The organism is Subtercola sp. PAMC28395 (assembly GCF_018889995.1).
Taxonomy (GTDB): domain Bacteria; phylum Actinomycetota; class Actinomycetes; order Actinomycetales; family Microbacteriaceae; genus Subtercola.
Window position 1 is genome coordinate 482887 of sequence record NZ_CP076547.1, and the last position, 26983, is coordinate 509869.

Here is a 26983-nt window from a genome sequence, read left to right on the forward strand (position 1 = left end):
CGATCATCCTGCCCGTGCGGCGGCCCGCGCACCGGCCACGTCAGGCAGCGATGGGGGCGGGCGCGGCATAGGTCACGGGCAACGTCACCCTGAACACCGTGTGACCCGGCACGCTTTCAACCGTGACAGTGCCACCGTGCGCCTCAGCAACCGCATACACGATCGCCAGGCCGAGTCCGGTGCTGCCGGCGTGCCGCGAACGCGATACGTCACCGCGAACGAACCGCTCGAAGAGGGTCGGCATGACGGCAGGGTCGATGCCGGGGCCGTCGTCAGCGACGCTGATGACCGCAAACTTCTTCCCGGAGACCGCGATCTCCTCGAGCCCAGCCGTCACGTGCGTACCGGCGGGTGTGTGGACGCGGGCGTTGGCCAGCAGGTTTGCCGTGATCTGGTAGAGACGGGCAGCATCTCCTTCGACCTCGACGGGTTCTTCAGGCAGGTCGAGGATCCAGTCGTGGTCGCGCCCGGCCGCGTGGGCGTCGCTGACGGCATCCACGAGAGTGAGCGTCAGGTCGACGGCGTCATGAGCCACGTCCGGGCTCGAGTCGAGTCGCGCGAGCAGCAGCAGGTCTTCGACGAGTGACGTCATTCGCGTCGCTTCCGACTCTATGCGGGCCAGGGAATGCGTCACGTCGGTGGGCAGGGTTTCGTCCTGGCGGCGGGTGAGCTCGGCGTACCCCCTGATCGACGCGAGTGGGGTGCGCAGCTCGTGGCTGGCGTCGGCCACGAACTGCCTCACCTTGTCTTCGGACTGCTGGCGCGCGGTGAGCGCAGACGACACGTGTTCGAGCATCCGGTTCAGGGCGTTACCGACCCGGCCGACCTCGGTCTTCGGGTTCGTGTCTCGCTCGGGGACGCGCACGGCGAGGGCGACTTCGCCCCGGTCGAGCGGGAGCTCTGCAACGTGGGCAGCGGTGTCGGCCACGCGCTGCAGGGGCCGGAGGGCGAGAGTGATGATGAGTCCGCCGAGCAGAACGGCGACGAGGAGGCCGGCCAGGGTCACGACGACGGTGGTGATGGCGAGTTGCGTAACGGTCGCCTGGACGGGCGCCAGGGAGAGGCCGAGCACGACGGTGTAGCCATTGGTCGTTTCAAGCGAGACGACGCGGTACTGGCCGAGCCCGGTTCCGAGGTCGACGGTGACCGGCTTCTGGCCGGGAGTGACGGCTGCGAGTTGCAGGGCTCGTGCGGACGCGAGCGGAACCACTTCGGTTCCACCGAAGGAAGTGGCGCTCGACGAGCTGATGACGGTGCCTGAGTACAGCACCTGGCCACCGGACACGATCACCCCGACTGTTCCGAGCGGCTGTCGGTCGAGAAACGTGGAGAGGTCGCCCCCGCGGAGCTGCAGAGTGAACGTTCCGCCCGGCGGAGGCCCTCCCGCACTGCTCGATGAGCCGCCGGGGAGCTGTTCGTCGAGCTTGTTCACGAGCACGCCGTTGAGCGTGAGCGTGCTCACGAGCCCGATGGCCAGGCCGAGCAGGACGATCAGGGCGCCGACGCTCAGAACGAGCCGGCGACGGAGGGTCACGGCGCGGTCTTCAGCATGTAGCCGGCGCCGCGCACAGTGTGGATCATCGGCGGGCGACCCGCGTCGACCTTCTTTCGCAGGTAGGAGATGTAGATCTCGACGACGCTCGAGCGCCCACCGAAGTCGTAGCTCCAGACCCGGTCGAGGATCTGGGCCTTGCTGAGCACCCGGCGAGGGTTGCGCATGAGGAAGCGCAGGAGCTCGAATTCTGTGGCGGTGAGTTCGATCGGCTCGCCGGAGCGGTGCACCTCGTGGCTGTCTTCGTTCAACACGAGATCGCCCACCACGACCTCGGGGTCGACGGCGTCGGTGACGAGAACGGTCGAACGGCGGAGCAGGCCACGCAGGCGGGCCACCAGCTCTTCGAGACTGAACGGCTTGGTGACGTAGTCGTCGCCACCCGCGGTGAGGCCGGCGATCCGATCATCCAGCGAGTCTTTCGCCGTAAGGAAGAGAACAGGGGTCTCCTGCCCATCGCCGCGAACGCGGGACAACACCTGGAGCCCATCGATGTCGGGGAGCATCACATCGAGAACGATGACGTCGGGGCGGAACTCGCGGGCCAGCGTCACGGCCTGGCGGCCTTCGCTGGCCGTCTTGACGTCCCATCCCTCGTAGCGCAGTGCCATCGACAGCAGGTCGGTCAGGGTGGGCTCGTCGTCGACGACGAGGGCACGCACCGGGGAGCCGTCGGCTCTCGAGAGTCGCGGCCTGCTCGCCGAGGAACTGGAAGGAAGCCTTGAGTTGTCTATGGTCACAGCCCTTAGGTAATCGTTCTTTTCTATGACAAGTCTATGAATCGCCTACGCGTGGTCTGTGAATTGAAAATGTCCATTTCTCTGAGCAAGCTCTCAGGCACAGCTGATTCATAGCTTCTCCTTGGCAATTCGATAAGACACGCTCCTAGATTCTCGCTGTTCGACTCACCCTCTCTGCCTGCCCCGGGCCGAGACAGCTGGATCTACGAGGAGCACCCGTGTTCGGTACCTACTTGCGGCGAGAACTACTCGGCCGCCGCAGACAGACCATCATCATCGCCATCGGCATGGCCCTGGCGATCGGGTTGGTCATCCTGGTCAACTCGATCTCTGCCGGAGTGCAGAACGCACAGGCCTCTGTACTCGCCTCCGTCTATGGCGTCGGCACCGACGTGACGATCAGCCAGGCGGCCACTCCGCCGACTGCCGGAGCCGCTGGCGGTGGCCAGCAGGGATTCGCCTTCGGGTCGGGCTCAGGTGACACCTCGGGAGGCACGACCAATCTCAGCCAGTCCCGGCTCGTCAGCACTCCGACGCAGACGGTCTTCGATGCCGGCCAGCTGGCAACGGTGCAGGGAGTGAGTGGAGTCGCCGCCGCCACCGGCACCCTGTCGCTCGAGAACATCACGTTCAGCGGGCAGGTGCCGAACCGTCAGGCGGGTGCCACCGGTGGCAACCGCACCCCGGGCGGAGCGACCAACGCGACGCCGCCCACCGGCGGTGCAGACGGCGCGGGAGGGAGCGCCTTCAACCTCAACAGATTCAGCGTGCTCGGCGTCGACTCCGCGGGCGATTCGGTCGGGCCCCTCTCGTCGGTTGCCGTTGCGACCGGGCGCGTTCTTGCGACAAGTGACGCCGGCACCGATGTCGCCGTTCTCGACAGCAGCTATGCCACCAGTGCGTCGCTCGCCGTCGGTGGCACCATCACGATCGGCGGAACAGCGTTCCAGATCGTCGGCACAGTCGATTCGACCGGCACGGATTCGACAACCGCTGCGAACGTCTATGTGCCCCTGGATGTCGCCCAGTCCCTTTCGGGCAACACCGGCAAGCTGAGCACGGTCTACGTACAGGCCGCCTCCTCCAGCGGTGTCGACCAGCTTGCAGCAGACCTCAAGACGGCCTTGCCGACGGCTACCGTGAACACACAGGCCGACCTCGCCTCGACCGTCTCCGGCTCCCTGTCGACTGCATCATCGCTGGTGAGCAGCCTGGGTACCTGGCTGTCGATCCTCGTGCTAGCCGCGGCGTTCCTGATTGCCATCCTGTTCACGATCTCGGGAGTGACCCGCAGAACGCGTGAGTTCGGCACGCTCAAGGCCATCGGCTGGAGCAACGGGCGCATCGTGCGCCAGGTCGCCGGAGAATCGGTGGTGCAGGGCCTCATCGGCGGGGTCATCGGTGTCGTCGTGGGAATCGCCGGCATCGCGATCGTGAATGCCATCTCCCCCACATTGACCGGCTCAGCCACCACGGGTGGTGGGTTCGGCGGGGCAGCACGGCGCGCAGCCGGTACGGCAGGGTCTGCTGCAACGGGCGGCGGGGCGACCGGCGGGGGCGGCGGCTTCGGCCAGCGTGGTGCTGGCGGCGGTTTCGGCGCTGCGGCGAACCAGGCAACTTCGACCGTCGTCCTCCACGCACCCTTCACCATCGAGATCGTCCTGATCGCTGTGGGGCTGGCTGTTCTGGGCGGCCTGCTCGCCGGGGCCATCGGTGGTTGGCGGGCGGCTCGCCTGCGCCCGGCTGAGGCACTGCGCTCAGTCGCCTAGCCTGCGCTTCCAGCCCCGCATCAGGGCCGATCCACTCATCCCTCACACCGACTTCTGGAGATCATCCATGTACGAGTTGAAGAACGTCTCAAAGAGCTACAGCCAGGCGAAGCGAACCGTTGTCGCGCTGGACGATGTGACTCTCAGCATTCCCGACGGCCAGATGGTCGCCGTGCAGGGGCCGACCGGCGGTGGCAAGTCCACTCTGCTGCAGATGCTGGGCGCGCTCGACCGGCCGAGCTCCGGCGAAGTGCTGCTGGGGGGTTCGACGCTCTCGAGACTCGGCGACAACGCCCTGGCCGAGATTCGCGCGCGGGAGATCGGCTTCGTCTTCCAGAGCTTCAACCTGATCCCGACCCTGACGGCGCAGGAGAACGTCGAGACGGCGCTCGCACCGCTGGGGATGCCGGGCTCTGAGCGGCGCGCGAAGGCTCAGGATGCCCTGGCCTCCGTGGGCCTCGGCGACAGGTTGACTCACCGACCGGCTGAGCTCTCCGGTGGGCAGCAGCAGCGGGTGGCCATCGCGAGGGCGCTGGTGAAGTCCCCCGATGTACTGCTCGCCGACGAACCGACGGGCGCCCTCGATGAAGAGACTCGCGACGAGATCATGCAGTTGCTCGAGGGCTTCTGGCGCGAGAAGGGGCTCACGCTCATCATCGTGACGCACGACACCGCGGTCGCCCGGCGCGCCGAACGCCGACTGCACATCAAGGGCGGCACGGTGCGCGAGGCCTGACACCACCTGCCCCCGACCCGCCGCCTGAATCGATCAATCGTCGGCCCACAGCCAAACCAAGCCGCCCAGCGCGGAGGTTTCACTGAGGGCCGATGGTTGATCGATGTTCCGCGGCAGTCCTACGAGCGAGCGTCTCTCCACGAGTGTTGCGGTGCGTACCCCAGCACTCTGCGAGCCTTGTCGATCGAGAGCAGGGTCGTGTTCTCGCCGAGCTCGCCGCGCACAGGCGTGTCGGGGAACACCTCCGCCACCAGCTCGTCGTTGCTCCGGCTCATGACGGTGTCGGCCGCAGCAATGATGAATCGCTCGAAGCCCGTGCCCTCGAACTCCAGCGCCTTGAGCACGGCTTGCGCCCCATCGCGCGAGTCGATGTATCCCCAGAGGTTCCACTTACGCAGGCGCGCATCGGCATCGAACGACGGGAACTCGGCATAGTCCTCCTCGTACATGACGTTCGAGAACCGCAGCGCGACGATCTTCAGCTCCGGGCTCCAGCGCGTCAGCTCGATCGCCAGCTGTTCCTCGAGGTGCTTCGTGAGCGAATACACCGATTCAGGGCGGGCTGGGTACTCCTCGTCCACCGGAATGTAGGGCGGCGGGGTGTCGAAAGGCAGGCCGAGCACGGTCTCGCTCGACGCGGTCACGATGTTCGTGATTCCTGCGCGCCGCGCCGCGTGCAGCACATGGAACGTCGAGAGCATGTTGTTGTCGAACGTGGCGACATCAGAGCGGATGCCCGGCGCCGGTATTGCGGCAAGGTGAACCAGGGCATCCACACCGTCGTACCTGTCGTTCACGCCCAGCAGGGCGTCGAGGGCCTCGCCGTAGTTCGTGAAATCGACGCGGATCGTGCTGTCGCGTGGGCCGGCCACGTCGAGGTTGAACACCTCGTGCCCTACCTCCCGCAGATGGTCGACCACTGTTCTGCCGAGTTTGCCTGAACCGCCGGTAACTGCAATGCGCATTGTTCGCCTTTACTCTTGTGGATGACCGCCAAGCACGTGACGCAAAATGCTGCTGAGGCCCAGTGGTAAGAGCAGTTTGCGCCACCTCGAGCGAGACCAGCCGTGTCTGGTCAAGTGTTCCACCGTCACAGCGAGAGAATGGAATCGTGACGACGGCCTTGACTTTGACCTTCCCGTGGGAAGAAGACGAGCTGGCGCCTGCCGTGGCCTTCGTGCCGGCCCACCTGTCGCGCGTCGTCGCCGATTCGACTGACCGCGTGGCGTGGATCAGGGCACGTTCGCGCGGGGTCACCGCCACCGATGCCGCGCGGCTCACCACCCAACGCTCGGTCGAGAACGCGGCCTACGACAAGCTGAACGGCCACAACTTCGGCGGTAACGCCTACACAGACCACGGTAGAGACCGCGAGCCGCACATCGCCGCCTGGGTGCACCGTGAACACGGCATCGCGCCGAGCACGGTGCTCTTCCACGCGCACGGCCGGCCACTTCACCTGGCCACGCCCGACGGAATCGCCGTGACCGCAACCGGCGACACCGAACTCGCCGAGATCAAGACGACGAACAAGGCGTGGAAGTCGGTACCCCGCCACTACCTTCGGCAGATCTGGTGGCAGCAGTACGTGCTGGGCGCAGAGCGCACCCTCCTGGTCTGGGAGCAGCACGCGGAGTTCGTGCCTCTCTCGGCCGAACCCGAGTGCCGCTGGATCGACCGCGACGACAACGAGATCGCCCAGCTCGTTCGCCTGGCCGACCAGTTGCTCGGCCTCATGCAGCGCCGCTGACCTCCGTCGACTTGCCCGAATGTGCAAGAAAAGGGCGACTTTCGCGCACCTTCGGGAAAGTCGATCCCACAGAAAGCGGGCTCGCGAGCAGAAGAATGGCACTTCTTTCGATTTATGAAAGAAGGAGCGATGTCGGCGGGACGAGTTCGCTCTGCCGTCGCCCGCGCGCAGCCAAGATGAAGTCATGCTCGATTCACTCACCGTCGGCCGACGGATCCGCCAGCTGCGCTCCGACAAAGGAATGACCCTCGACGCCCTCGGCTCTGCCGTCGGGCGGGCAGCGTCGCAGGTCTCTGTCGTCGAGAACGGCAAGCGCGAACTGAAGCTCGGCGACATGCAACGCTTTGCCACGGCCCTCGACGTCACGGTCGAACAGCTCCTCGATTCCGAACCGCCCAGCCGTCGCGCGGCCCTGGAGATCGCCCTCGAGCGCATCCAGCGCGGCCAGCTCTACTCCTCGCTCGGCCTCCCCGCGGTGCCCGCGCGCAAGACCCTCAGCGACGAGGCGATCGAGACGATTCTCGGCCTGCATCACGAAATCAAGCGGATGCACGGCGAGCGCATCGCGACCCCCGAGGAGGCCCGCCGCGCCAACACCGAGCTGCGCGCACACATGCGGGGGCGCAACAACTACTTCGCCGAACTCGAGACGACAGCGCAGAAGTTGCTCGAGGCCGTCGGTCACCTGGGCGGCCCGCTCTCGCAACGCGTCGCATCCGATCTCGCTTCGCACCTCGGCTTCACACTGCACTACGTGGCCGACCTGCCGGGGTCGACCCGGTCGATCACCGACCTGGCGAACGGGCGCATCTACGTGCCCCGCGCACAGAGCCCCGACGCCGACCCGCGCACCGTTCTGCTGCAGGCCCTGGCCAGCCACGTACTCGGGCACGAGGAGCCGACGGGCTACGGGGACTTCCTCCGCCAGCGTGTCGAGACGAACTACCTCGCAGGCGCTCTGCTCATCCCCGAACACACGGCCGTCGAGTTCCTGCAGCGCGCCAAGGCCCAGCGCGAGCTCTCGGTCGAAGACCTGCGCGACGCCTTCAGCGTGAACTACGAGACCGCGGCACACCGTTTCACCAACCTGGCGACGGAGCACCTCGGTATCCCCGTGCACTTCCTCAAGGTGCACGAGACGGGTTCTGTCGTGAAGGCCTACGAGAATGACGACGTCGTCTTCCCGACCGATGCGCTCGGGTCGGTCGAGGGCCAGATCGTCTGCCGGTACTGGAGTGCCCGGCAGGTGTTCGACGCCGAAGACCGGTTCAGCCCCTACCACCAGTACACCGACAAACCGACGGGTACGTACTGGTGCACCTCGCGCATCCAGACCACCTCCCGCGGTCACTTCTCGATCAGCGTGGGCACCCCGTTTGCCGACGCGCGCTGGTTCCGGGGCCGCGACACCGACACCCGGTTCGCCTCGACGTGCCCAGACCCGACGTGTTGCCGGCAGCCCTCCACGGCACTGTCGAGAAAATGGCAGACCAAGTCGTGGCCGAGCGCCCGGTTGAATTCGAGCCTGCTCGCTGCGATGCCGACCGGCTCGTTCCCCGGCGTCGACAGCACGGAGGTCTTCGAGTTTCTCGACCGTCACGACCCTGAGCACGAGCTCACCAGGGCGAGCCAATCATGATGCACGGCGCCCCCGAAGTCACGCTCCGCTTTCTCGCATCGCCCAACGATGTCGCCAGCATCGGCGGCAAGGTGCACGCTGGCCGGGTGCTCGAGTGGATCGACAAGGCCGCCTACGCCTGCGCTGTGGGCTGGAGCGCGACCTATTGCGTAACGGCCTACGTCGGCAGCGTGAGCTTCGTCGCCCCCATCGACTCGGGCAACCTTGTCGAGGTACGCGCGAAACTCGTCTACACCGGGCGCTCGAGCATGCACATCAGGGTGAACGTCACCTCGGCAGACCCCAAGGTCGGCCGCTATGTCACCTCCAGCGACTGCATGGTGATCTTCGTCGCCATGGGTGCGGATGCCAGGCCACAGCCCGTCGAACCGTGGGTTCCCCAGACCGACGAAGACGCCAGCCTCTACAACGATGCCGTGAACCGCATCGACATCCGCGCCCGCATCGAAGAGGCCATGAAGGGCCAGGTCTACTCCTCGGAGGGCACCGCAGAGATCGTGACGATGCGCTTCTTCGCGGCCCCGACCGACGTGAACTGGGGCGGCAAGACCCACGGTGGCACCGTAATGCGCTGGATCGATGAGGCTGCCCTTGCCTGCGCCTCGACCTGGAGCGGGCTCGACGCGATCACCGTGTACTCGGGTGGCATCCGGTTCTACCGGCCCATCCCCATCGGCCACCTGGTCGAGGTCGAGGCACGTCTGGTGCACACTGGGCACTCAGCGATGCATATCTCCACCCACGTGCGCTCGCGTGACCCGCGGGAACGCGAGTTCCAGCTCACTACGCACTGCCTGACGATCATGGCTGCACTCGACGACTCGGGGCACACCACCGCTGTGAGGCCCTGGGTGCCCGTCACCGCAGAGGATGATCGGCTCGACGCCCACGCACGCCACCTCAGCCAGCTCCGCTCGGGTTCCACACACCTGCCGCCGCTGCAGGTTTCGGCGCGGTAGTCGAGGCTGCGAGCACAGCAGACCCACGCCAAAGTCGAGGGTTGCACAGCAATCCTGAGGTGAGATAGCCTCACCCCTATGCGCCTTTCTCGATCTTCCTTCACCTTTCGCACCCTTGCGGCCTCCGTTCTCGGGGCTGGCGCTTTGGGCCTCGTGCTCTTCGGTTCTGCTTCGGCTGCTCATGCAGTGGTAGCTCCTGTTATCGTCGGCAGCCATCCGCAGGGCATGGCGTACGACTCCGCGACGGGAAATGTCTTCGTCGTAAATTCCGCAGACGGCTCGGTCTCGCGATTCGACGGACGCGCGGCAGTGACGCCTGTTGCCGACACCTTCCCAGCAGTAGGAACCGACCTCCGCGGCGTGGCGGTCGACCCGGTCACCGGCCGGGTTTTCGTGGCAAGCCATGGTTCGGCGTCGCCGAAGATCTTCGATGGCGAACTGCCTGTGCCGACGATCACGAGCACGGCAGTCGGGGCGGCACCCGACGGAGTCGCGGTGGACGCCTCGTCGGGCAGGGTCTTCGTGGCGAATTCCGGCGCAGCAACGGTTTCCATTCTGGATGGACGAGCTGTCACTCCCACGGTGATTGCCACCGTGGGAGTCGGGGCCACACCTCGCGGAATCGCGGTCGATCAGACCTCACACGAGGTGTATGTGGGCAATGCCTTCGGTTCTTCTGTGTCCTTCTTCGACGGATCAGCCGCTGCGCCCGTGGCGACAACGATCGGTGGGTTCACTGTGCCAGGCGCGCTCGCGGTCGACAACAGCACCCACAGAGTCTTCGTCACAAACCTTCTCATCTCACAGATCAGCTGGTTCGACGAAGCTGATCCTGCAGCGACTCTGGACTCCATGGATATCCCCGGAGCGCCGACGGGCCTCTCGGTCGATCCTTCCACGCACAGTGTCTTTGTTTCGGGTAACTCGGATTCCGCTGTAACCCAGTTCGATGGCAGAGATCCCAAGAAGTCGCAGAAGCTCACATTGTCAACAGGTTCAGGCCCTCGAGGGATTGTTGCAGACGCGTCACAGTTTCCCAGCGTCTACGTTGCCAACGAGAACGACGACACCGTGTCGCGGCTGCCGAACACGATCCCGCACGTCGCTCCGACGCTGACTTCGGGGGCGCTCCCCCCGGCCACCGTTGGCGTGCCCTACAGCTTCACTTTCACCGCAAGCGGGCTGCCTGCGCCCACATTTGAGCTCGGCACAGGCGATACCCTTCCTGCTGGATTGTCACTGAATGCGACAACGGGCGAAATCTCGGGAACCCCCACGACGCCGGGGTCGATCACCTTCGACATGGTCGCGATCAACGACACACTTCCCGCTTCAGCCAAGTTCTACACAGTCGACGTCGCGCCTGCGGTGACACCAAACCCGACCCCCACGCCAACTCCGACGGCAACGAGTGGCTCGACCGGCGCTTCCGGGTCAGCGGGCGGGTCGAACTCGAGTTCGTCGGGAACCACCGCCACCAAACCGCAACTGGCCCACACTGGGCTCGACATTGCCGCGCTCTGGCCCCTGATCGCCGTCGGGGCGATGCTCGTCATCGTGGGCGCATTCAGCCTGCCCCGCCGCACGTCACGCTCCAGCCGCCGGTCAGAGTGACGTTCAGCACCCCCCGTGCGCCTCACAGCAGGTTTGTTAGCAACAAGGTGACACCCTCGTAACATCGTTGTATCAATAGAAAGGTTTACTTAGGTCGTGTCCCCCACTGGTGGGACACACGCACATTCGATGCCTAGCGATCGCCAGCGGTGTTGATCGCACCATACGGAAGGTTACCGATGACGCAGCAAACGACCGGAGTGAGTCCCTTGTCCAATCCCCAGGCAGAATTCGATCACCTCGGCACTCTCCCGACCACAATGAAGGCCGCAGTGATCGATTCGACGGGTTCCCCCGAGGTCCTTCACACCGCAGAGATCGGTCTTCCCGTGCGTATCAGCGCAGAGGTGCTCGTCAAGGTCGCGGCGGCCGGAGTCAACCCGATCGATGCAAAGACCCGTGCCGGCAAAGGAGCCTCTGCGGCGATCGCGAGCTACCCCTGCGTTCTCGGGCAGGATTTCAGCGGTGTCGTCATTGAGACGCCCTATGAAAGTCACCCACTGAAACCCGGTGACGAGGTCTATGGAATGCTGAGCGCCCCACGCGGTCTCGGCGCCTACGCGGAATACGTCTCAGCACCGAGTATGCAACTGTGCAAGAAGCCAGCACGCCTGTCGCTTGTCGAAGCCGCAGCTGTTCCTGTTGCCGCACTGACGGCCTGGGGAATGGTTGTGGACGTCGCCAAGGCCCACGAGGGCCAGCGGATGCTCATCCTTGCCGGCTCTGGCGGTGTCGGTCATTTCGCAGTGCAGTTCGCCGCGTATTTCGGCGCCTACGTCATCGCGACCTCATCGACGCGCAACGGGAGTTGGCTGCATGAGCTCGGCGCCGCAGAGGTCATCGACTATGCCTCGACCCGCTTCGAAGACGAGGTGTCGAATGTCGATGTGGTGATCGACCTGATCGGCAACACGATCGACGACACCGGCACACGGGCATTGCAGACCCTTCGCCCGGGTGGCCTGCTCGTCAACGCTCCCAGCGGGAGCTGGCCAGGTCTCATCGACGATGCCCACGCGCTCGGACTCCGTGCCACCACCTATAAGGTCTCACCTGATGCCTCGACGCTCACTGTGATCACCCGGCTCATCAACTCCGGAGACGTTCACGTGCACGTCGACGAGATCTTCGATCTCGATCACGCAGCTGACGCCCACCGACGAATCGAAGAAGGGCACACCCGCGGCAAGCTGGTCATCGCCGTCGCAGAGCAGGTCTGACGTCGGTCAGAGCAGGCGTTCGCGCACAAAGTCGTGCTCGAGCTCTTCGCCCACCAGGAACGTCTTGGTGCCGACAGCGACGAAACCACTTTTCTCATAGAAGCGGTTCGCCCTCGCATTCTCGTTGTTGACCCCGAGCCACACGGCCGCCGCACCCTGCTCACGAGCCGACTGCACCGACAGCTCCATGAGCCGGTGGGCAACCCCGCGGCCGTGATGCCCCGGCAGAACGTAACACTTGCTGAGTTCCGCGGTGGGCCCTGTTGTGAGAGCGCGGGCCACTTCGGGGTCTGTCGGCTGCCCCATGACAACCATGGTGTAGCCGACCGGCAACCCGTCGAATTCAGCCAGGAAGAGCATCCGCTCGCCGTCTGCGAGATATTCGTCGAACCGGGCTTCAGACAGGGTCGACGAGATGAACTGCTGGATGCCCGCGGCCGAGGTATGCGGTGGGCACGCAAAGGCGAAAGTGGCGGAGGCAATGAGGGCGAGGCGAGCAGCGTCGGCCGCGTCGGCCTTGCGAATAACGAGTGGCACTCCCCCAGCCTAGACAAGGCAGCGCAGGTGAAGTGGCATGCTCCGCCACGAAGGAAGGGGCCCGCCTACGGCGAGCCCCTTCACGGTTTGTGAGCGCGTGCCGCTCACAAACAAATGTGGTTAGACCAGAGCGTTCACATCGACGGGGATGCCAGGACCGAAGGTCGTCGAAACGGTGCCCTTGGTGATGTAGCGGCCCTTCGAGGAGGACGGCTTCTGGCGAACGATCTCGTCGAGCGCGGCGCCGACGTTCTCGCGAAGCTGGTCGGGCGTGAAGCTGACCTTGCCGGCGACGAAGTGCACGTTGGAGTGCTTGTCGACGCGGAACTCGATCTTTCCACCCTTGATCTCGGTGACAGCCTTCGCCACGTCGGGAGTGACGGTGCCGGTCTTCGGGTTCGGCATGAGGCCACGCGGGCCGAGAACCTTTCCGAGACGACCGACCTTGCCCATGAGCTCCGGGGTCGAGACGGCGGAGTCGAACGAGGTGTAGCCAGCGGCCACCTTCTCGATCAGCTCGTCGCCACCGACCTCGTCAGCACCGGCAGCGATTGCTGCTTCGGCCGCGGGGCCCGTTGCGAAGACGATGACGCGGGCGGTCTTACCGGTGCCGTGGGGAAGAATCACGGTGCCGCGGACCATCTGGTCTGCCTTGCGGGGATCGACACCGAGCTTGAGGGCGACCTCAACGGTGCTGTCGAACTTGGCCGAGCCGGTCTCTTTTGCAAGAACGACGGCTTCGGCGGCGGTGTAGAGCTTGCCCTCTTCGATCTTCGAAGCGGCTGCCCGGTAAGCCTTTGATTTCTGTGCCATGAGAGCCTCCTACGCCTCGACCGTGATGCCCATGGAGCGGGCGGTTCCTGCAATGATCAGCGACGCGGCGTCGAGATCGTTGGCGTTGAGGTCGGCCAGCTTGATCTGGGCGATCTCGCGAACCTGGTCTTTGGTGAGCTTCGCTACCTTGACGGTGTGCGGGGTGCCTGAACCCTTGGCGACGCCGGCTGCCTTCTTGATGAGCTCAGCGGCGGGCGGGGTCTTCAGGATGAACGTGAACGAACGGTCTTCGTACACGGTGATCTCAACCGGAATGACGTTGCCGCGCTGGTCTTCAGTCGCTGCGTTGTACGCCTTGCAGAACTCCATGATGTTCACGCCGTGCTGTCCCAGCGCAGGCCCGATGGGCGGTGCGGGGTTGGCGGCGCCGGCCTTGATCTGAAGCTTGATCAGACCTGTGACCTTCTTTTTCGGTGCCATTTCTTCTCTTCTCTTTCGTGCCGCCAGAAGGCGGCGCTCCCACTACAGGGCTTGTCCCCGCGGTGGTGGTGATGAATTGCCCGAAGGCAACCTTCTTACTTTAGCCGATTCCCGGCACAACCGCATTGCGCTGGGAATCGGACGACGTCGCGCCGCAGCAGCGGCGACGCGAATGTGTAACTACAGCTTGGTGACCTGGTCGAAGCTGAGCTCCACCGGAGTCTCGCGCTCGAACAGGGATACCAGGACCGTGAGCTTGCCACTCTCGGGCTTGATCTCGCTGATCGTACCGGGGAGGCCCGCGAACGAGCCCTCCTTGATGGTGATGGTCTCGCCGATCTCGAAGTCGATCTCCGCGGGGATCGAACGGGAAACGGCCTTGCCGCCCTTGGCCCCGCCTGCCTTCGCTACGGGGACTTCGATGATCTCCACGAGGCTCTTGAGCATGGAGAAGGCCTCTTCGAAGCGAAGCGGAGTCGGGTTGTGGGAGTTGCCCACGAACCCGGTCACACCGGGAGTGTGGCGCACGACAGACCAGCTGTCTTCGTTGAGGTCCATACGAACGAGCACGTACCCGGGGATGCGAACGCGCGTGACCAGCTTGCGCTGGCCGTTCTTGATTTCGACGACGTCTTCCATCGGCACCTCGACCTGGTAGACGTAGTCCTCCATGCCCATGGAACTCTTGCGGCTCTCGATGTTCTGCTTGACGCGCTTCTCGAAGCCCGCGTAAGAGTGGATGACGTACCACTTGCCCGGCATGAATCGGAGTTCGGTGCGGAACGCCTCGTAGGGGTCGACCTCTGCCGCCTCAGCAAGCTCGGCCTCGAGTTCGAGGTCACCCTCACTGTCGGCAGTCACAACGGAATCGGAGATGAAGTCGTCGTCTTCTGCGTCAGTGTCGGCGCCGTCGATCTCTTCTTCGTCTTCGATGGCCTCGAGTGCTGCCTCGGTGTCGTCAGCGCTGTCGGGGTCGAGCGCTTCGTTCACCTCAGCGTCGGCTTCGATGTCGACGACGTCTTCGGAGTCGAAGTGCTCTTCGCCGGTTCCGCCATCGATGGCTGCCAGAAGTGCATCGAGGTCGGTCGGCGACTCGATTTCGATGTTGTCGCCCTCTTGAGCCTCTTCGACCTCGCTTGACTGCTCACGAGCAGCGCCGAGATCGAGATCGTCGCGGTTTGACTTAGACACTAAATACGTTCCATTTCTGTTGCTGAAGGGTGAGCCGAAAGGGAACCCTACGAGCCGATTGGGCTGGTTCCCGGATCACCGAACACGAAGACGGCCAACCAGCTGAAGACGAAGTCGAGCCCTGATACCAAAGCCATCATGATGACGACGAAGACGAGGACGACAAGCGTGTAGCTGATGAGCTCTTTGCGGGTCGGAGTGACGACCTTCTTAAGTTCTGCAAGGACCTGTCTGATGAAAAGAACGAGACGCGAGAACGGGTTGCGCTTGGCTGCCCGATCCGTCTTGGCGCGTTCGACGACTGCCTCACTGGGTTCGTCGACTATCTTTCGTGCCACCGTTAGTACCTTTCACAAACTGGCCCCAGGAATCGCGGCAGTGAAGTTATTTCGCGCCACGCCCGGAACGGTGAGTTCCCAACGTGCGTGATTTCACTTCGTGAGCCACGACCAGCCTTTCGGCCACGATCAACACGGGCAAACGCCTGCGCTGATTTGCAGGGCGGACAGGACTCGAACCTGCAACCTGCGGTTTTGGAGACCGCTGCTCTACCAATTGAGCCACCACCCTAAGGATGAGACAACCCTGTCACACTCAACAGTGTTGCCGCACGGAGAAGCATCAGCACGCTTCGTTACACCCACCCTCAGCACCACGCGCCAGAAGACGCTGGAAACTGAAAATGGGCATGAAAAAGCATGGCAGATTTCAACTACCTTCACCTAGTGTAAGTCACATCGAAGTCGACCGCAAAGATGCCCAGTCGGTCGAGGGTCAACCTGCCTAGCACGAGTTACCTTGGAATCATGAAAGCTGTCGTGATCTCTTCATTCGGTGGGCCGGAAGTGCTCCAACTGGGCGACGTGCCTGAGCCCACTGTCGGGCCCCGTGACGTGCTCATCAACGTCGCTGCTGCCGGTGTGAACCGCGCAGATGTCAGCCAACGGGAGGGCAACTACCCAGCGCCGAAGGGCGCGCCGGAATGGCCGGGGCTGGAGGTCTCCGGCACTGTCGCCGCCCTCGGCCACGAGGTGAGCGAATTCGCGGTCGGTGATGAAGTGTGTGCCCTGCTCTCCGGTGGCGGCTATGCCGAACGAGTGAGCGTACCGGTGGAACAGGTGCTTCCCATTCCTTCAACCGTCTCACTGGTCGACGCGGCCGGCCTGGTCGAGGTCGCAGCCACAGTCTGGTCGAACGTTTTTCTGCTTGCCGACCTTCGGGCAGGCGAGACCCTTCTTGTGCACGGCGGCTCGAGCGGTATCGGAACCATGGCGATCCAACTGGCACGGGCGCGTGGCGCGAGGGTTGCGGTCACCGCAGGATCGGATACGAAACTCGACGCCTGCCGGGAACTGGGCGCGGAGATTCTCATCAACTACAAGACGCAAGACTTCGTCGAACGACTCAAAGCAGAGGGGCCCGGCGCCCAGGTCATCCTCGATTCAGTGGGCGGCTCCTACCTTGAACGCAACGTGCGCGCCTTGGCATTGGACGGCCACCTCCTGAACATCGGCAACCTCGGGGGGACCCCCGGTCTCCTGAACTTCGGCCCCCTCATGATGAAGCGCGGAACGATCCACGCCACCAGCCTCCGGGCCCGCTCGGCTGCGGCCAAGGGCGCGATCGTGTCGAGTCTTCGCGAGAACGTCTGGCCCCTCATCGAAAACCGTGAGGTCAAGCCCGTGATCTTCGCCCGCATTCCGCTGGCCGAGGCCGCAGAAGCCCATCGCCTCCTCGAATCGTCAACGCACATCGGAAAGGTCGTGCTGACGACGTAGCCCACGGCAGGACCACTATGCACGTGCACGAACAGGCGCGCCGCAATTGTGTTACGGCGAAATTCCCATGAAACACGGGGCGACTTAGGCTGGCAGCAGCCCATACGACAAAAGGCCCAGGAGTGACAGTGAGTAACGCACAGGCGCCAAACCCGTTCGAGCACAACGTGGAGCAGAACGAAACGGCCGAGCACAGTATCGCGAACGAACACAACCTCGTTCAGCACCCGAGTGCAGAGACTGTTACTCCTGACGAATTCAAAGCAGCGTTCCGGAATCACCCGGCTGGCGTCGCCGTGATCACCGCCGACGCTGGCGACGGCCCGGTCGCCATGACAGCGAGCAGCGTGTTCTCCGTCAGCGCCGCGCCGCCCCTGTTGGTCTTCTCCGTCTCGGAGCTTTCGTCGAGTGCCCCAACGATTCGGAGCGCCGACACGGTGGTCGTTCATCTCCTGGGCGCTGACCAGCTCGACATCGCGAAACTAGGCGCAACGAGCGGCATCGACCGCTTCGCGGACACGAACATCTGGAAGAGACTGCCGACGGGTGAGCCCTATTTTCCGGCTGCACACGCGTGGATCCGGGGTCGGATCGTCAACCAGATGCAAGCCGGCGGGTCGACCGTGGTCGCGGTGCAGGCCCTCGAGACGCACGCACCGGGGCCGGGCGACGAGGCTGCCGACGCGTCTCAGGCGCACCCCTTGGTGTACCACAACCGCACCTGGCACCGCCTCGACGAGAACTCGAAGATCGTCTGATCTCTGGCTCGCCGAGCATCCGGTTGCCCGAGGACTCTGGACTGTCGTGCTCTAAACTTGTCTGGTGACTGAACGCGCCAGAATCTCGCACCGCATCTCTTCCATTGCCGAATCAGCGACCCTCAAGGTCGACGCGAAGGCGAAGGCACTTCAGGCTGCGGGACGGCCAGTCATCAGCTTCGCCGCCGGCGAACCCAACTTTCCCACGCCGGATTTTGTCGTCGAGGCTGCCGTCGCCGCAGCGCGCGACCCGAAGAACCACAAGTACACGCCGGCCGTCGGTCTCCCTGAGCTGCGGGAGGCCATCGCGGCGAAGACCCTGCGGGACAGCGGCCTCGAAGTGAGCCCCGCGCAGGTGATCGTGACGAACGGCGGCAAGCAGGCTGTCTACCAGTCGTTCGCGACGCTCCTCGACCCGGGCGACGAGGTACTTGTTCCCTCGCCGTACTGGACCACCTACCCCGAGGCCATCGCCCTCGCCGGCGGAGTGACCGTCGACGTCTTCGCCGGCAGCGATCAGGGGTATCTCGTCACCGTCGAGCAGCTCGAGGCGGCCCGAACCGAGCGAACCAAGGTTCTACTGTTCGTCTCACCGTCGAACCCGACAGGGGCCGTCTACTCACCGGAGCAGACGAAGGCGATCGGTGAATGGGCCGACGAACACGGCCTCTGGGTGATCTCCGACGAGATCTACCAGAACCTGACCTACGACGGCGTGAAGGCGGTGTCGATCGTCGAGGCCGTGCCAGCGCTGGCCGACCGCACGATCCTGGTCAACGGCGTGGCCAAGACCTACGCCATGACCGGATGGCGTGTGGGGTGGATGGTCGGCCCTGCCGATGCCATCAAGGCCGCCGGAAACCTGCAATCGCATCTTTCGTCGAACGTCTCGAACATCTCGCAGCGCGCCGCCCTCGCGGCACTGACCGGCCCGCAGACCGCCGTCGAGGAGATGCGGCTGGCGTTCGACCGCCGCCGCACGACGATCGTTGCGGGGCTCAACGCGATTCCGGGCATCCATACCCCCACACCCGAGGGCGCGTTCTACGTGTACCCCGATGTGACGGGCCTGCTGAACCGCGAATGGGGTGGCGTCACACCCACGACCTCACTCGAGCTCGCCGACCTGATTCTCGACCAGGTCGAGGTCGCGGTGATTCCCGGTGAGGCGTTCGGGCCGAGCGGGTTCCTGCGGTTGTCGTATGCGCTGAGCGATGAGGCACTCGCCGAGGGTGTCTCGCGGCTTCAGCGCCTCTTCAGCTGAGGCCGACAGCCCGGCCAGATCCAGCGCAACTGGTGCACGCCTGAATCGCTGGATTCAGTTCTTTGTTCGGGCCAGAAGAGCGTCGAACGTGCGGAAGTAGGCCTCATGGCGACCCGTTGCGTGATTCTGGTGACGGGCGTGGATCATGCGCTCGCGAAGGTGGGAGTCCCCCAGAAATTGGCTCGGGTCGGCCGGGTAGCCGATGTCTTCGAAGAACTGGAGTGCGAAGACGTAGACCGTGCGGCAGTTGCCATCCTGGAAAGCGTGGATGGTCTGGATCTCACCCGCCAGTTCCGCCATGAGATCGAGAACTCCCTCACGGCTTAGATCCGTTCGCGAACGCAACGCGTGCAACTGGCTGTAGACAATAGACGAGGCCTCGGCAATCTCCGAGCCTGCGAAGTACTTGTACTTCATCGGAGGGGCAGAAAGATCACCAGGTTCGAAGTGCACTGCGTCGGGGGCGAAGCGCATCATCGATGACGGATCGACCCGCTCGTGACCAGCCCAGTGATAGACGTCTCCGAAGAGCCGCCGATGGATGTGTTTCATGTGGTCGTAGTCGAGGTGCCCCTGAACCGGCACGGCGGCAAGTTCGACCAACCGGATCCGGGAGATCTCCTGTTCGATTCGTCGGAGCTCTGCGCTGTCTTCAATGCCGTAATGATGGTTTGCAGAGATGAGGCGGTTGCGCAACGTCGTCGACCCGGGGATCTCGTAGAGATCTCCGCCAGCTCCGACTGTGAGATCAGGGTCGCCGATCGTCGCCCCGACTCGGGCTGCGGTTATGGCGACGGCCTCCTCTGCTGGGAGTGCGCCAGAAGCGACCCGTCGCACAAGAACACGGTGCCGAATATCGCCGGGCCCGCACCTCACCAGCGCAAGGGCCGCGTCGGCAAAATCGATCCGGCGCTGGATCTCCTGATCGGAGACCAGATCAGAGCTGCCCAACAGACCGGGGTCCGCACCCATTTCAACTGCCACCCCCGGTCTTCGCCGATTCTGAAGATGTGGAACCTCACAGGAATTTCTCACTGCGTGAATGATCGCAACACGAAGGAGCCGCGTCCATCCCCCAATAGGGGGATGGACAAATAGGTGAGCCGACGGCTGTTGCTGCGAGCCGCGCGAGTGCACGATGGTCTCATGACCTCAAACGACACCGCCGTGAGCGTGCAGAACCTCACCAAGTCCTATGGAGCCTTCACTGCGCTCGACGGAGTGACCTTCGACATCGCGCGCGGTGAGACCTTCGCGCTGCTGGGCCCGAACGGCGCAGGCAAGAGCACCACGATCGAGATTCTCGAGGGGTACCGAGACCGCAGCGGCGGTGAGGCGCACGTGCTGGGGGTCGACCCGCAGCACGGCGGACTCGAATGGAAGGCACGCCTGGGAATTGTGCTGCAGAGCTCGGGTGAGAGCGGAAACGTGACCGTACGCGAGCAGCTCACGCAGTTCGCCGGCTTCTACCCGAATTCACGGAACGTCGACGACGTCATCTCGGCCGTCGGGCTCGAGGAGAAGGCCGGCACCCGCATCAAGAACCTTTCAGGCGGCCAACGGCGAAGGGTCGACGTGGCGCTCGGCGTCATCGGCAGGCCCGAACTGCTGTTTCTCGACGAACCCACCACGGGATTCGACCCGGAGGCGAGACGTCAGTTCTGGGAACTGATTCATGGCCTCAAACGGGAGGGAACGACCATTCTGCTGACGACGCACTACCTCGACGAAGCGGCACAGTTGAGCGATCGGGCCGCCGTCGTGGCCGGCGGCAAGCTCATCGACATCGGGCCCGTCGGTTCTCTGGGCTCGGCTGAAGCGCGCGTACCCATTGTGCGCTGGCTCGAGAACGGCATCTCCCGCGAAGTCCGGGCCCACGATCCGGGGGCGACGGTCGCCGATCTCGTGCGGCGCATCGGCGAACCACAGAACCTCGAGGTCGTGCGCCCGAGCCTCGAAGACATCTACCTCGGACTGGTCGCTGATGCCGACCCCGCTTCGCACAGCGAATCGTCGGCGAGGGTCGCAGCAAACACCCTCACCACCGAAGCCGCCACCACAGGCGCCGCGATCACCGGCACCTCCTCGAAGGAGAACGAACTCGCATGACCACCACCACTCTGCGCACCCCGCGCACCAATCCAGGCAATCCGTCGTTCGGCCTCGCACGCACGATCCGGCTCGGAGCCAACCGCATCGGCTATGAGACGAAGGTCTACTTCCGACAGACCGACACCCTCTTCTTCACCTTTCTCTTCCCCGTGATCATGCTCTCGATCTTCTCCGTCGCCTTCCAGGGCATGGGCAACGTCGGCGCGAACCCCGACGGTACAGGCGGCATCAGCCAGGCAGCGTTCTACCTGCCGGGAATGATCGCTGCGGGCATCCTGCTCAGTGGCGTTCAGAACCTCGGCGTCGACATCGCCATGGAACGAAGCGACGGCACCCTCAAGCGGCTCGGCGGCACACCCCTGCCGGTACTCTCGTACTTCTTCGGCAAGATGGGGCAGGTCTTCGTGACGTCGTTGCTGCAGATCGGCCTGCTGCTTCTGGTCGCCCGGTTCGCCTTCGACGTGGCCCTGCCGACAGACCCGGCCAAGTGGATGACCTTCGCCTGGGTCTATCTGCTCGGGATCGCCACCTCGGCGGTGCTGGGTATCGCCATCTCTCGGTTGCCCCGCACCGGCCGCAGCGCCACCGCCGTGATCATCCCCCCGGTGCTGATTCTGCAGTTCATCTCCGGGGTCTACCTGCAGTTCTCGCTGCTGCCGGATTGGCTGCAGACCGTCGCCAGCCTGTTCCCGCTCAAGTGGATGGCGCAGGGAATGCGCTCGGTCTTTCTGCCCGAGTCCTTCGCAACCGTCGAAAGTGGGGGGGCCTGGAACCTGGGCGGCGTCGCCATTGCACTGCTGGTCTGGCTGGTCGCCGGGCTCATCGTGTGCCGCGTGACCTTCCGCTGGATCCGCAAAGATAGCTGAATGAACAGATTCAGCTGGTGGCACATCGCGGTGGGGGTCACCCTCGTCGCGATGGCCGCCGTCGCTGCCACCGACTTCGCCGAATCACCTACGTCAGCCATCGGCGCCTGGGTCTGCCTCGGCGTGCTCGCGGTCGGTTATGTTCTCTTCGGGTGGCGAGGGTTCATCGTGGACTACGACGAGTGCCACCGCACCAGCCTGCGGGCGCTCGCCTTCCCCGTTCTGGCCATCGTGTGCACCAGCGTGGGAGTGGGGTTCAACCCGTCCCTTGCCACGCTGCAGGCCATCGCCTTTCCGATCATCTGGTTCACCGTCGACCCGCTTCGCCGCGCAATCATTCTCAACGTCGTTCTCGCTGCAGGGGTCACCATCGGGTTCCTGTTCTCGACGGGAACCTCAGCCCGGGCCATCGCGCAGGCGATCACCATCGAGGCGATCTCCCTGCTCTTCAGCCTCGCCCTCGGCCTCTGGTTCTCGTTCGCCCTCAAGCAGGGGCAGGAGAACACCAGGCTCCTGGCCGAGCTCCAGGCCACGCAACATGAGCTTGCGGTACTCAACCGTGACAGCGGAATTCTGAGCGAACGCGAACGGCTGGCCGGCGAGATCCACGACACGATCGCCCAGAGCCTCACCGGGCTGGTGATGGTGGCCCAGCGCGCGTCACGAGCGGCGACGGATGATCAACCCTCCGTGAAGCTCGACCTCACCCTCATCGAAGACATCGCCCGCGAGGCGCTCGTCGAAACCCGGGCGCTCGTCGCCGCTGGCACGCCCGTGGCTGTGGATGGCGGCCTGCCGGCCGCGCTCACCCGCCTCAACACCCGTTTCACCCGCGAGACCGGCGTCGCCATCACGTTGACCACGGAGGGGTATCACCCCGAACCGAACGAGGTCGAAGTCGTTCTGCTGAGATCGGCGCAGGAGGCGCTGGCGAACGTGCGGAAGCACTCCCACGCAACTCGGGTGACGATGCGGCTGGCGACAACCGGAAGCGCAGCTGCCGCCACCTCTGCCGTGGTCGCTCCCTCCGACGGCGCCCGGCTTCGAATCGTTCTTTCGGTCGGCGATGACGGAACGGGCATCGACGCGTCGCGACCGCTCGACGACGGTTTCGGCCTGTCCGGCATGCAGCAGCGGCTGGCCCTGCTCGGTGGCGAACTCGCGATCGGCCCCTCCGGCCAGGGCGGGGTCGAACTGACGGTCTCCCTGCCGTCGCTCGCAGAGAGGGTGGGGTCGTGATCCGCGTGGTGGTCGCCGACGATCATCCGATCGTTCGCGCCGGCGTGGTCGCGCTGCTCGAATCAGCACCCGATGTGGAGGTGGTCGGCCAGGCCGTGAATGGGCTCGAAGCCGCTGTGCTGGCTCTGAACCTCAGGCCAGACCTCGTGGTCATGGACCTCCGGATGCCCGGGCTCAGCGGAGCCGAAGCAACGGCTCGGATCGTGGCGAAGTCGACGGGCATCCGGGTGCTCGTACTGACGACCTACGAGACGGACGACGACATTCTGCTGGCGATCGAAGCAGGGGCCAGCGGATACCTCGTGAAGGCGGCACCCCCGGAGGAGATTCTCGCCGGTGTGCGTGCCGTTGCAGCCGGGCAGACCGTGCTGGCGCCCTCGATCGCCTCGTTGCTTGTGCAGAGGATGCGCGAGGACCGTGCACCGGTTCCGAAGCTGAGCGCGAGAGAACTCGATGTACTCAGGCTCGTCGCGGCCGGTAACAGCAACCCCGAGATCGCCCGGACGCTGGTCATCGGCGAGGCGACGGTGAAAACGCACTTGCAGCACACCTTCGAGAAGCTGACCGTGACCGACCGCACGCGGGCCGTGACGCGGGCCATGGAGCTCGGGCTGATCTGAGGGAAGGCGCGGGCAACGCCGGTTGAGTAGGCCGCAGGCTGGCTGGTGGCTACAGGTAGTCCGCCTGCTCGGCGTCGAACCCGATGAAGACCGGCTCCGGCGAGAGGTTTACACCGAATTCAGCCTGCACCCGCCATTGCACGAAGCGGGCCAGTTCGGCGACTTCGGCCGCGGTCGCACCCCCGCGATTGGTCAATGCGAGGGTGTGTTTGCCCGAGATTGCAGCGCGGGAGCCGGGAATCGCGAACCCACGGGCGATTCCCGCGTGTTCGATCAGCCAGGCAGCGCTGAGCTTCACGGGGTACCCGCCCTGAGGCGCGACATGAGGGGCGAAGACCTCGGGTTCTGGCGCCTCGTCCAGCGCTCTCACCACGGGAGCCGCCTCGGGCTCGACCAGCCAGCGCGGTGCGTCAGGGGGAAGCGTGCGTGAGAACGCCTCGCTCACGATGGGGTTGGTGAAGAACGAACCGGCGCTGACCGAATCGGGGTCGTCTGCGTCGAGGATCATGCCCTTGGATGCACGAAGCCGAAGTACTGCGTCACGAACCAGCCCCACTGCCACCCGATCGCCGGGTTGCACGCCGAGTGCGGTTGCGAGCTGGCCGTACTCGATCGGCTGGCCGAGGGATTGCGGCCCGCGGCCGGCGCCGGCGTCTGCGTCTGCGTGCAATCGCAGCCCGACGGCGAGCACGACACCACGGCGCCCCGCCTTGAAGATGCTGGTGCGGTACCCGAAACCCAGTTCGTGCACCCCGAGCCACTGCACTTCTTCGGTGTCGTAGTCGAGAAACTCGACCCCGGTGAGAGATGAAGCTATCTCCTGGCCGTACGCGCCGATGTTCTGAATCGGCGCCGCACCGGTCGAGCCGGGAATGCCCGAGAGGGCCTCGATTCCGCTGAATCCGCGCTCGACCGCGTAGCTCACCACGTCGTCCCACGGTTCACCCGCCTGCACCAGCAGGCGCACGGTCGCAGGCGGGTCGCCCGGCACCGTGTCGGCCTCGACGATGCCGCGCGACGCGACGCGGATGACCGTGCCCGCGAAGCCGTCGTCGGAGACGACCACGTTCGAGCCGCCACCGAGGATCATCCAGTGGTCACCGTCGTGCCACGCATCGAGGCTCGCCTCGATGATGCCCTCGACATCAGACGCCGTCACGAGTCGCGCCGCTGCGCCCCCGACTCGAAGCGTGGTGAGCGGCTCGAGCGAGGCATCGGTGGATTCTTCGATCATGGGGCCTGAAACACTGCCATCGGGGCGTGGATGCGGATCTGGGACTTGCCGAGCACGGTCTGGCCGGCCGCGGTGACCACGAGGTCGACGCGGGCCGTACCGGCATCGACGTCGAGCTGGCCGATCTTCGCCGATACCGTGACCTCGGCACCGCTCTCGGCGTCGACGTAGACCGGGCGGGTGAAGCGCACCTGGTAGTCGTCGATGAGGGCCGGGTCGCCGAGCCACTCGATCACGGGCTGGACAGCGAAACCCATCGTCAGCATGCCGTGCGCGAGCACACCCTCGAGGCCCACCGACCGGGCGACGTCGTCGCGATAGTGGATGGTGTTGAAGTCACCGGACGCACCGGCGTACCGCACGAGGGAATCGCGGGTGAGGGTGAACTGGCGTTCGGCGACGTAATCGCCCAGCGCGAGCGCGGCGAAGTCGGCCGATGTGATGACGCTCATTCGTCACCCCTCACGACGAGGGTCGAGATCGCGGTCACGACGTGGGCCCCGGCCGCGTCTTCGATGCGCGATTCAGAGGTGACCATGGAGTTGCCCCCGAGGGACTTGACGCTGGCGATGGTGAGAGTGGCCGTGAGTTCATCTCCGGCGACGATGGGCCGCGTCTGGGTGAACCGCTGGTCGCCGTGCACCACGCGCGAGAAGTCGATACCGGCGTCGGGGTCTGCGAGCAGCTGGTCGAGCGTGAGCTGCTGCAGGATGACAGCGAAGGTGGGCGGAGCCACCACATCGCTGTACCCGGCCGCCCTGGCCGCGACGACGTCGAAGTTGAGCGGGCTGGTCGAGAAGACCGCGCGAGCGAATTCACGGACCTTCTCACGCCCGACGAGATACGGCGAGGTCTTCTCGAACACCCGGCCCGCGAGATCTGGGTTGATTGGCACCACGCAAGTCTAACGATCAGCCCACCGGCAGCGCTCTTCATCCGCCTGCCGGAGTGGTGATGGGCTACGGAGCCGAGGTCTGCTGCGGGTTGACGCCGTAGCTGGAGCTGTCGGTCGGTGCGACCGGGCTCGAGCTCACGCCGTACGATCCATCGGGATTCCAGAACACCACGTCGTGAGCACCAGAGCGATACGGGTACGTGTCTGAGCTCGTGCGCGCATTCAGGCTCGTGATGCGCAGTTCGATCCCCATCGACGCGAACTCGTCCTTCGTCACGCACGTGGCGCTCTGGGTTCCATCGGTGTAGACGGCAAGCAGGCACGGTTGGTTGATTCGGTTCTCGACGGCGTAGACCGTGAGGTCGGAGTCTGCGACACCCAGGAGGCGCAACGAGTCAGGCTTGTAGTACGGGTCGATGTTCGCCGGAGGGATCGCCGGGGCGAGGGTGGGGTCTTCGAAGATCGTCAGCCCGAGGCTCGCACCGGCTTGGGCCGTCGCGGATGGCGTCGCCCCAGACGCACCGGCCGCCCCAGCCGCGGTGGTGGTGGTGCCCAGCGAGCCCGATTGCTGTGCCACGACCAGCACGACCCCGGCGAGCAGGAGAACAGTCATCGTCACTGCTGCCGACATCCAGATCATCGACCTCCTACGCCACGCCAGGGCCGAGATCCGTGCACCCGGATGCTCGTCTGACCCCTCAGAGTCTTCCTCACCGCCACCGCTGGCGCTGGCCACCCGAGCGTGAATGCCCCGGCTCCCAGCGGTCGACGAGCCGGCCGCTGCCGTCGTCGCTCCCGCCACTGGCGTGCCCTGCCGAGGTGCATGTTCGAGGGTCGTTGTCTTCGGAGCCACCGCTTCGAGCCGTGATTCGGCCTCCTCGAGTTGCGGGCGAGAACGCTCGATCGCCTCGATGAGAGTCCGGGAGTCGGTCACGAGATGGGCTTCGAGCCGGATGAGTGCGGCTTCTGCGCGGGTGACGGTGAGCGACTCCCCTGTCAGCGGGTCGTCGATAGCGACCAGCGGAGAAGTCGATGCCTCGCGCGAATACGCGGCCGCGCGAGCAGCAGCCAGCGCCAATGCCGGGTCGAGCGCGCCGCTTGGCGCGCGGGTGAGCGGATGCGCGGACCACCACAGGGCATCCATCACCGCGAATCGGCCGGAATAGGCATCCTCCAGCGCAGCCAGGGCTCGAGGGTCCTCAGCGACGATTTCTCGCACGCGAGAGACCTGCAGGCGTTCAGCATCACTCGTCACA

At 64.9% G+C, this 26983-nt stretch carries 27 protein-coding genes and 1 tRNA gene; 14 read left to right on the forward strand and 14 right to left on the reverse strand.

Translation table 11 applies throughout. From position 1 onward, the window contains the following. Nucleotides 1–40 precede the first annotated feature (40 nt). On the reverse strand, nucleotides 41–1534 hold the full coding sequence (locus KPL76_RS02350; protein ID WP_216334835.1) for a cell wall metabolism sensor histidine kinase WalK: 1494 nt from the start codon (nucleotides 1532–1534) through the stop codon (nucleotides 41–43). Further along, entirely contained in the window at nucleotides 1531–2292 is a 762-nt protein-coding gene (locus KPL76_RS02355) for a response regulator transcription factor (RefSeq protein WP_305803668.1), read from the reverse strand. Before KPL76_RS02355 ends, KPL76_RS02350 begins: the two co-directional genes overlap by 4 nt. 218 nt (nucleotides 2293–2510) lie before the next feature. Here KPL76_RS02355 and KPL76_RS02360 point away from each other — a divergent pair, with 218 nt between their 5' ends. Together KPL76_RS02360 and KPL76_RS02365 are read left to right on the forward strand one after the other, a co-directional pair. Next, nucleotides 2511–4061 (forward strand): ABC transporter permease, encoded by a 1551-nt coding sequence (locus tag KPL76_RS02360; RefSeq protein ID WP_216334837.1) that lies wholly within the window; start codon nucleotides 2511–2513, stop codon nucleotides 4059–4061. A 67-nt stretch (nucleotides 4062–4128) separates the two neighbouring features. Next, on the forward strand, nucleotides 4129–4797 hold the full coding sequence (locus tag KPL76_RS02365) for an ABC transporter ATP-binding protein (RefSeq protein ID WP_216334839.1): 669 nt from the start codon (nucleotides 4129–4131) through the stop codon (nucleotides 4795–4797). 119 nt (nucleotides 4798–4916) lie between these two features. Here the strand turns inward: KPL76_RS02365 and KPL76_RS02370 are convergent, their stop codons facing one another. Continuing rightward, on the reverse strand, nucleotides 4917–5762 hold the full coding sequence (locus KPL76_RS02370) for an NAD(P)-dependent oxidoreductase (protein WP_216334841.1): 846 nt from the start codon (nucleotides 5760–5762) through the stop codon (nucleotides 4917–4919). A gap of 146 nt (nucleotides 5763–5908) precedes the next feature. On the opposite strand from KPL76_RS02370, the gene KPL76_RS02375 reads away from it, so the two are divergent. The 5 genes from KPL76_RS02375 (at nucleotide 5909) to KPL76_RS02395 (ending at nucleotide 11979) form a co-directional block, all read left to right on the forward strand. After that, the gene (locus tag KPL76_RS02375; protein WP_371733926.1) at nucleotides 5909–6547 is read left to right on the forward strand and encodes a YqaJ viral recombinase family protein; all 639 of its coding nucleotides are present in this window, start codon (nucleotides 5909–5911) and stop codon (nucleotides 6545–6547) included. A 184-nt stretch (nucleotides 6548–6731) separates the two neighbouring features. Next, a complete protein-coding gene (locus KPL76_RS02380) occupies nucleotides 6732–8186 on the forward strand; it encodes a helix-turn-helix transcriptional regulator (RefSeq protein ID WP_216334847.1) in 1455 nt (484 codons plus the stop codon). Next, nucleotides 8183–9145 (forward strand): acyl-CoA thioesterase, encoded by a 963-nt coding sequence (locus KPL76_RS02385; protein WP_216334848.1) that lies wholly within the window; start codon nucleotides 8183–8185, stop codon nucleotides 9143–9145. The genes KPL76_RS02380 and KPL76_RS02385 overlap by 4 nt, the downstream gene beginning before the upstream one ends. Nucleotides 9146–9223: 78 nt before the next feature. Further along, nucleotides 9224–10759, forward strand: a complete 1536-nt coding sequence (locus KPL76_RS02390) for a putative Ig domain-containing protein (protein ID WP_216334849.1) — start codon at nucleotides 9224–9226, stop codon at nucleotides 10757–10759. A 179-nt stretch (nucleotides 10760–10938) separates the two neighbouring features. Continuing rightward, complete coding sequence (locus KPL76_RS02395; RefSeq protein WP_371733927.1) at nucleotides 10939–11979, forward strand: NADP-dependent oxidoreductase; 1041 nt, start codon at nucleotides 10939–10941, stop codon at nucleotides 11977–11979. Between the two features lie 6 nt (nucleotides 11980–11985). On the opposite strand, the gene KPL76_RS02400 is transcribed toward KPL76_RS02395, so the two are convergent. From KPL76_RS02400 to KPL76_RS02425, 6 genes are all read right to left on the reverse strand, one after another. Continuing rightward, nucleotides 11986–12516 carry a GNAT family N-acetyltransferase gene (locus KPL76_RS02400; protein WP_216334857.1) on the reverse strand — a complete coding sequence of 177 codons (531 nt, stop codon included), beginning with the start codon at nucleotides 12514–12516 and terminating at the stop codon, nucleotides 11986–11988. Between the two features lie 120 nt (nucleotides 12517–12636). Further along, nucleotides 12637–13329 carry a 50S ribosomal protein L1 gene (gene rplA, locus KPL76_RS02405; protein WP_216334859.1) on the reverse strand — a complete coding sequence of 231 codons (693 nt, stop codon included), beginning with the start codon at nucleotides 13327–13329 and terminating at the stop codon, nucleotides 12637–12639. A gap of 9 nt (nucleotides 13330–13338) precedes the next feature. Continuing rightward, nucleotides 13339–13770 (reverse strand): 50S ribosomal protein L11, encoded by a 432-nt coding sequence (rplK, locus tag KPL76_RS02410; protein ID WP_188672284.1) that lies wholly within the window; start codon nucleotides 13768–13770, stop codon nucleotides 13339–13341. Between the two features lie 180 nt (nucleotides 13771–13950). Continuing rightward, the gene (nusG, locus tag KPL76_RS02415; RefSeq protein WP_216334867.1) at nucleotides 13951–14961 is read right to left on the reverse strand and encodes a transcription termination/antitermination protein NusG; all 1011 of its coding nucleotides are present in this window, start codon (nucleotides 14959–14961) and stop codon (nucleotides 13951–13953) included. 47 nt (nucleotides 14962–15008) lie between these two features. After that, a complete protein-coding gene (gene secE / locus KPL76_RS02420; protein ID WP_205106728.1) occupies nucleotides 15009–15299 on the reverse strand; it encodes a preprotein translocase subunit SecE in 291 nt (96 codons plus the stop codon). A 159-nt stretch (nucleotides 15300–15458) separates the two neighbouring features. After that, a tRNA-Trp gene (locus tag KPL76_RS02425) sits at nucleotides 15459–15531 on the reverse strand. A 236-nt stretch (nucleotides 15532–15767) separates the two neighbouring features. On the opposite strand from KPL76_RS02425, the gene KPL76_RS02430 reads away from it, so the two are divergent. From KPL76_RS02430 to KPL76_RS02440, 3 genes are all read left to right on the forward strand, one after another. Continuing rightward, the gene (locus tag KPL76_RS02430; RefSeq protein ID WP_216334869.1) at nucleotides 15768–16739 is read left to right on the forward strand and encodes an NAD(P)H-quinone oxidoreductase; all 972 of its coding nucleotides are present in this window, start codon (nucleotides 15768–15770) and stop codon (nucleotides 16737–16739) included. 197 nt (nucleotides 16740–16936) lie between these two features. Then, complete coding sequence (locus KPL76_RS02435) at nucleotides 16937–17497, forward strand: flavin reductase family protein (RefSeq protein ID WP_216335940.1); 561 nt, start codon at nucleotides 16937–16939, stop codon at nucleotides 17495–17497. 64 nt (nucleotides 17498–17561) lie between these two features. Next, nucleotides 17562–18761: a pyridoxal phosphate-dependent aminotransferase gene (locus tag KPL76_RS02440; protein WP_216334871.1), complete on the forward strand. Its 1200-nt coding sequence runs from the start codon at nucleotides 17562–17564 to the stop codon at nucleotides 18759–18761. Between the two features lie 54 nt (nucleotides 18762–18815). Here KPL76_RS02440 and KPL76_RS02445 read toward each other — a convergent pair whose 3' ends face one another. Beyond that, the gene (locus KPL76_RS02445) at nucleotides 18816–19733 is read right to left on the reverse strand and encodes a Fic family protein (RefSeq protein WP_216334877.1); all 918 of its coding nucleotides are present in this window, start codon (nucleotides 19731–19733) and stop codon (nucleotides 18816–18818) included. A gap of 174 nt (nucleotides 19734–19907) precedes the next feature. Here KPL76_RS02445 and KPL76_RS02450 point away from each other — a divergent pair, with 174 nt between their 5' ends. From KPL76_RS02450 to KPL76_RS02465, 4 genes are read left to right on the forward strand one after another with little or no spacing between them, the layout of a single operon-like run. Continuing rightward, nucleotides 19908–20870, forward strand: a complete 963-nt coding sequence (locus tag KPL76_RS02450) for an ABC transporter ATP-binding protein (protein ID WP_216334878.1) — start codon at nucleotides 19908–19910, stop codon at nucleotides 20868–20870. Continuing rightward, nucleotides 20867–21739: an ABC transporter permease gene (locus KPL76_RS02455; RefSeq protein WP_216334879.1), complete on the forward strand. Its 873-nt coding sequence runs from the start codon at nucleotides 20867–20869 to the stop codon at nucleotides 21737–21739. Before KPL76_RS02450 ends, KPL76_RS02455 begins: the two co-directional genes overlap by 4 nt. Beyond that, on the forward strand, nucleotides 21740–22978 hold the full coding sequence (locus KPL76_RS02460) for a sensor histidine kinase (RefSeq protein WP_216334880.1): 1239 nt from the start codon (nucleotides 21740–21742) through the stop codon (nucleotides 22976–22978). It begins immediately after the preceding gene. Next, the gene (locus KPL76_RS02465; RefSeq protein ID WP_216334882.1) at nucleotides 22975–23598 is read left to right on the forward strand and encodes a response regulator transcription factor; all 624 of its coding nucleotides are present in this window, start codon (nucleotides 22975–22977) and stop codon (nucleotides 23596–23598) included. Before KPL76_RS02460 ends, KPL76_RS02465 begins: the two co-directional genes overlap by 4 nt. Before the next feature lie 49 nt (nucleotides 23599–23647). Here the strand turns inward: KPL76_RS02465 and KPL76_RS02470 are convergent, their stop codons facing one another. The 4 genes from KPL76_RS02470 to KPL76_RS02485 form a co-directional block, all read right to left on the reverse strand. Beyond that, nucleotides 23648–24832: a UDP-N-acetylmuramate dehydrogenase gene (locus tag KPL76_RS02470; RefSeq protein WP_216334884.1), complete on the reverse strand. Its 1185-nt coding sequence runs from the start codon at nucleotides 24830–24832 to the stop codon at nucleotides 23648–23650. Next, nucleotides 24829–25284: a MaoC/PaaZ C-terminal domain-containing protein gene (locus KPL76_RS02475; RefSeq protein WP_371733928.1), complete on the reverse strand. Its 456-nt coding sequence runs from the start codon at nucleotides 25282–25284 to the stop codon at nucleotides 24829–24831. Before KPL76_RS02475 ends, KPL76_RS02470 begins: the two co-directional genes overlap by 4 nt. Further along, nucleotides 25281–25727, reverse strand: coding sequence for a MaoC family dehydratase N-terminal domain-containing protein (locus KPL76_RS02480; RefSeq protein WP_216334886.1), 447 nt, complete (start codon nucleotides 25725–25727; stop codon nucleotides 25281–25283). The genes KPL76_RS02475 and KPL76_RS02480 overlap by 4 nt, the downstream gene beginning before the upstream one ends. A gap of 64 nt (nucleotides 25728–25791) precedes the next feature. Continuing rightward, entirely contained in the window at nucleotides 25792–26982 is a 1191-nt protein-coding gene (locus tag KPL76_RS02485; RefSeq protein ID WP_216334888.1) for a hypothetical protein, read from the reverse strand. Nucleotide 26983: the final 1 nt, after the last annotated feature.

What these genes read in the sequence shown, in the direction of transcription:
- KPL76_RS02445 (WP_216334877.1), bottom strand. Translation starts at nt 19,733, where the DNA reads ATGGGTGCGGACCCCGGTCTGTTGGGCAGCTCTGATCTGGTCTCCGAT.
- KPL76_RS02385 (WP_216334848.1), top strand. Translation starts at nt 8,183, where the DNA reads ATGATGCACGGCGCCCCCGAAGTCACGCTCCGCTTTCTCGCATCGCCC.
- KPL76_RS02365 (WP_216334839.1), top strand. Translation starts at nt 4,129, where the DNA reads ATGTACGAGTTGAAGAACGTCTCAAAGAGCTACAGCCAGGCGAAGCGA.
- KPL76_RS02370 (WP_216334841.1), bottom strand. Translation starts at nt 5,762, where the DNA reads ATGCGCATTGCAGTTACCGGCGGTTCAGGCAAACTCGGCAGAACAGTG.
- KPL76_RS02450 (WP_216334878.1), top strand. Translation starts at nt 19,908, where the DNA reads ATGACCTCAAACGACACCGCCGTGAGCGTGCAGAACCTCACCAAGTCC.
- KPL76_RS02430 (WP_216334869.1), top strand. Translation starts at nt 15,768, where the DNA reads ATGAAAGCTGTCGTGATCTCTTCATTCGGTGGGCCGGAAGTGCTCCAA.
- KPL76_RS02395 (WP_371733927.1), top strand. Translation starts at nt 10,939, where the DNA reads ATGACGCAGCAAACGACCGGAGTGAGTCCCTTGTCCAATCCCCAGGCA.
- KPL76_RS02390 (WP_216334849.1), top strand. Translation starts at nt 9,224, where the DNA reads ATGCGCCTTTCTCGATCTTCCTTCACCTTTCGCACCCTTGCGGCCTCC.
- rplA (WP_216334859.1), bottom strand. Translation starts at nt 13,329, where the DNA reads ATGGCACAGAAATCAAAGGCTTACCGGGCAGCCGCTTCGAAGATCGAA.
- KPL76_RS02455 (WP_216334879.1), top strand. Translation starts at nt 20,867, where the DNA reads ATGACCACCACCACTCTGCGCACCCCGCGCACCAATCCAGGCAATCCG.
- KPL76_RS02380 (WP_216334847.1), top strand. Translation starts at nt 6,732, where the DNA reads ATGCTCGATTCACTCACCGTCGGCCGACGGATCCGCCAGCTGCGCTCC.
- KPL76_RS02470 (WP_216334884.1), bottom strand. Translation starts at nt 24,832, where the DNA reads ATGATCGAAGAATCCACCGATGCCTCGCTCGAGCCGCTCACCACGCTT.
- rplK (WP_188672284.1), bottom strand. Translation starts at nt 13,770, where the DNA reads ATGGCACCGAAAAAGAAGGTCACAGGTCTGATCAAGCTTCAGATCAAG.
- KPL76_RS02460 (WP_216334880.1), top strand. Translation starts at nt 21,740, where the DNA reads ATGAACAGATTCAGCTGGTGGCACATCGCGGTGGGGGTCACCCTCGTC.
- KPL76_RS02475 (WP_371733928.1), bottom strand. Translation starts at nt 25,284, where the DNA reads ATGAGCGTCATCACATCGGCCGACTTCGCCGCGCTCGCGCTGGGCGAT.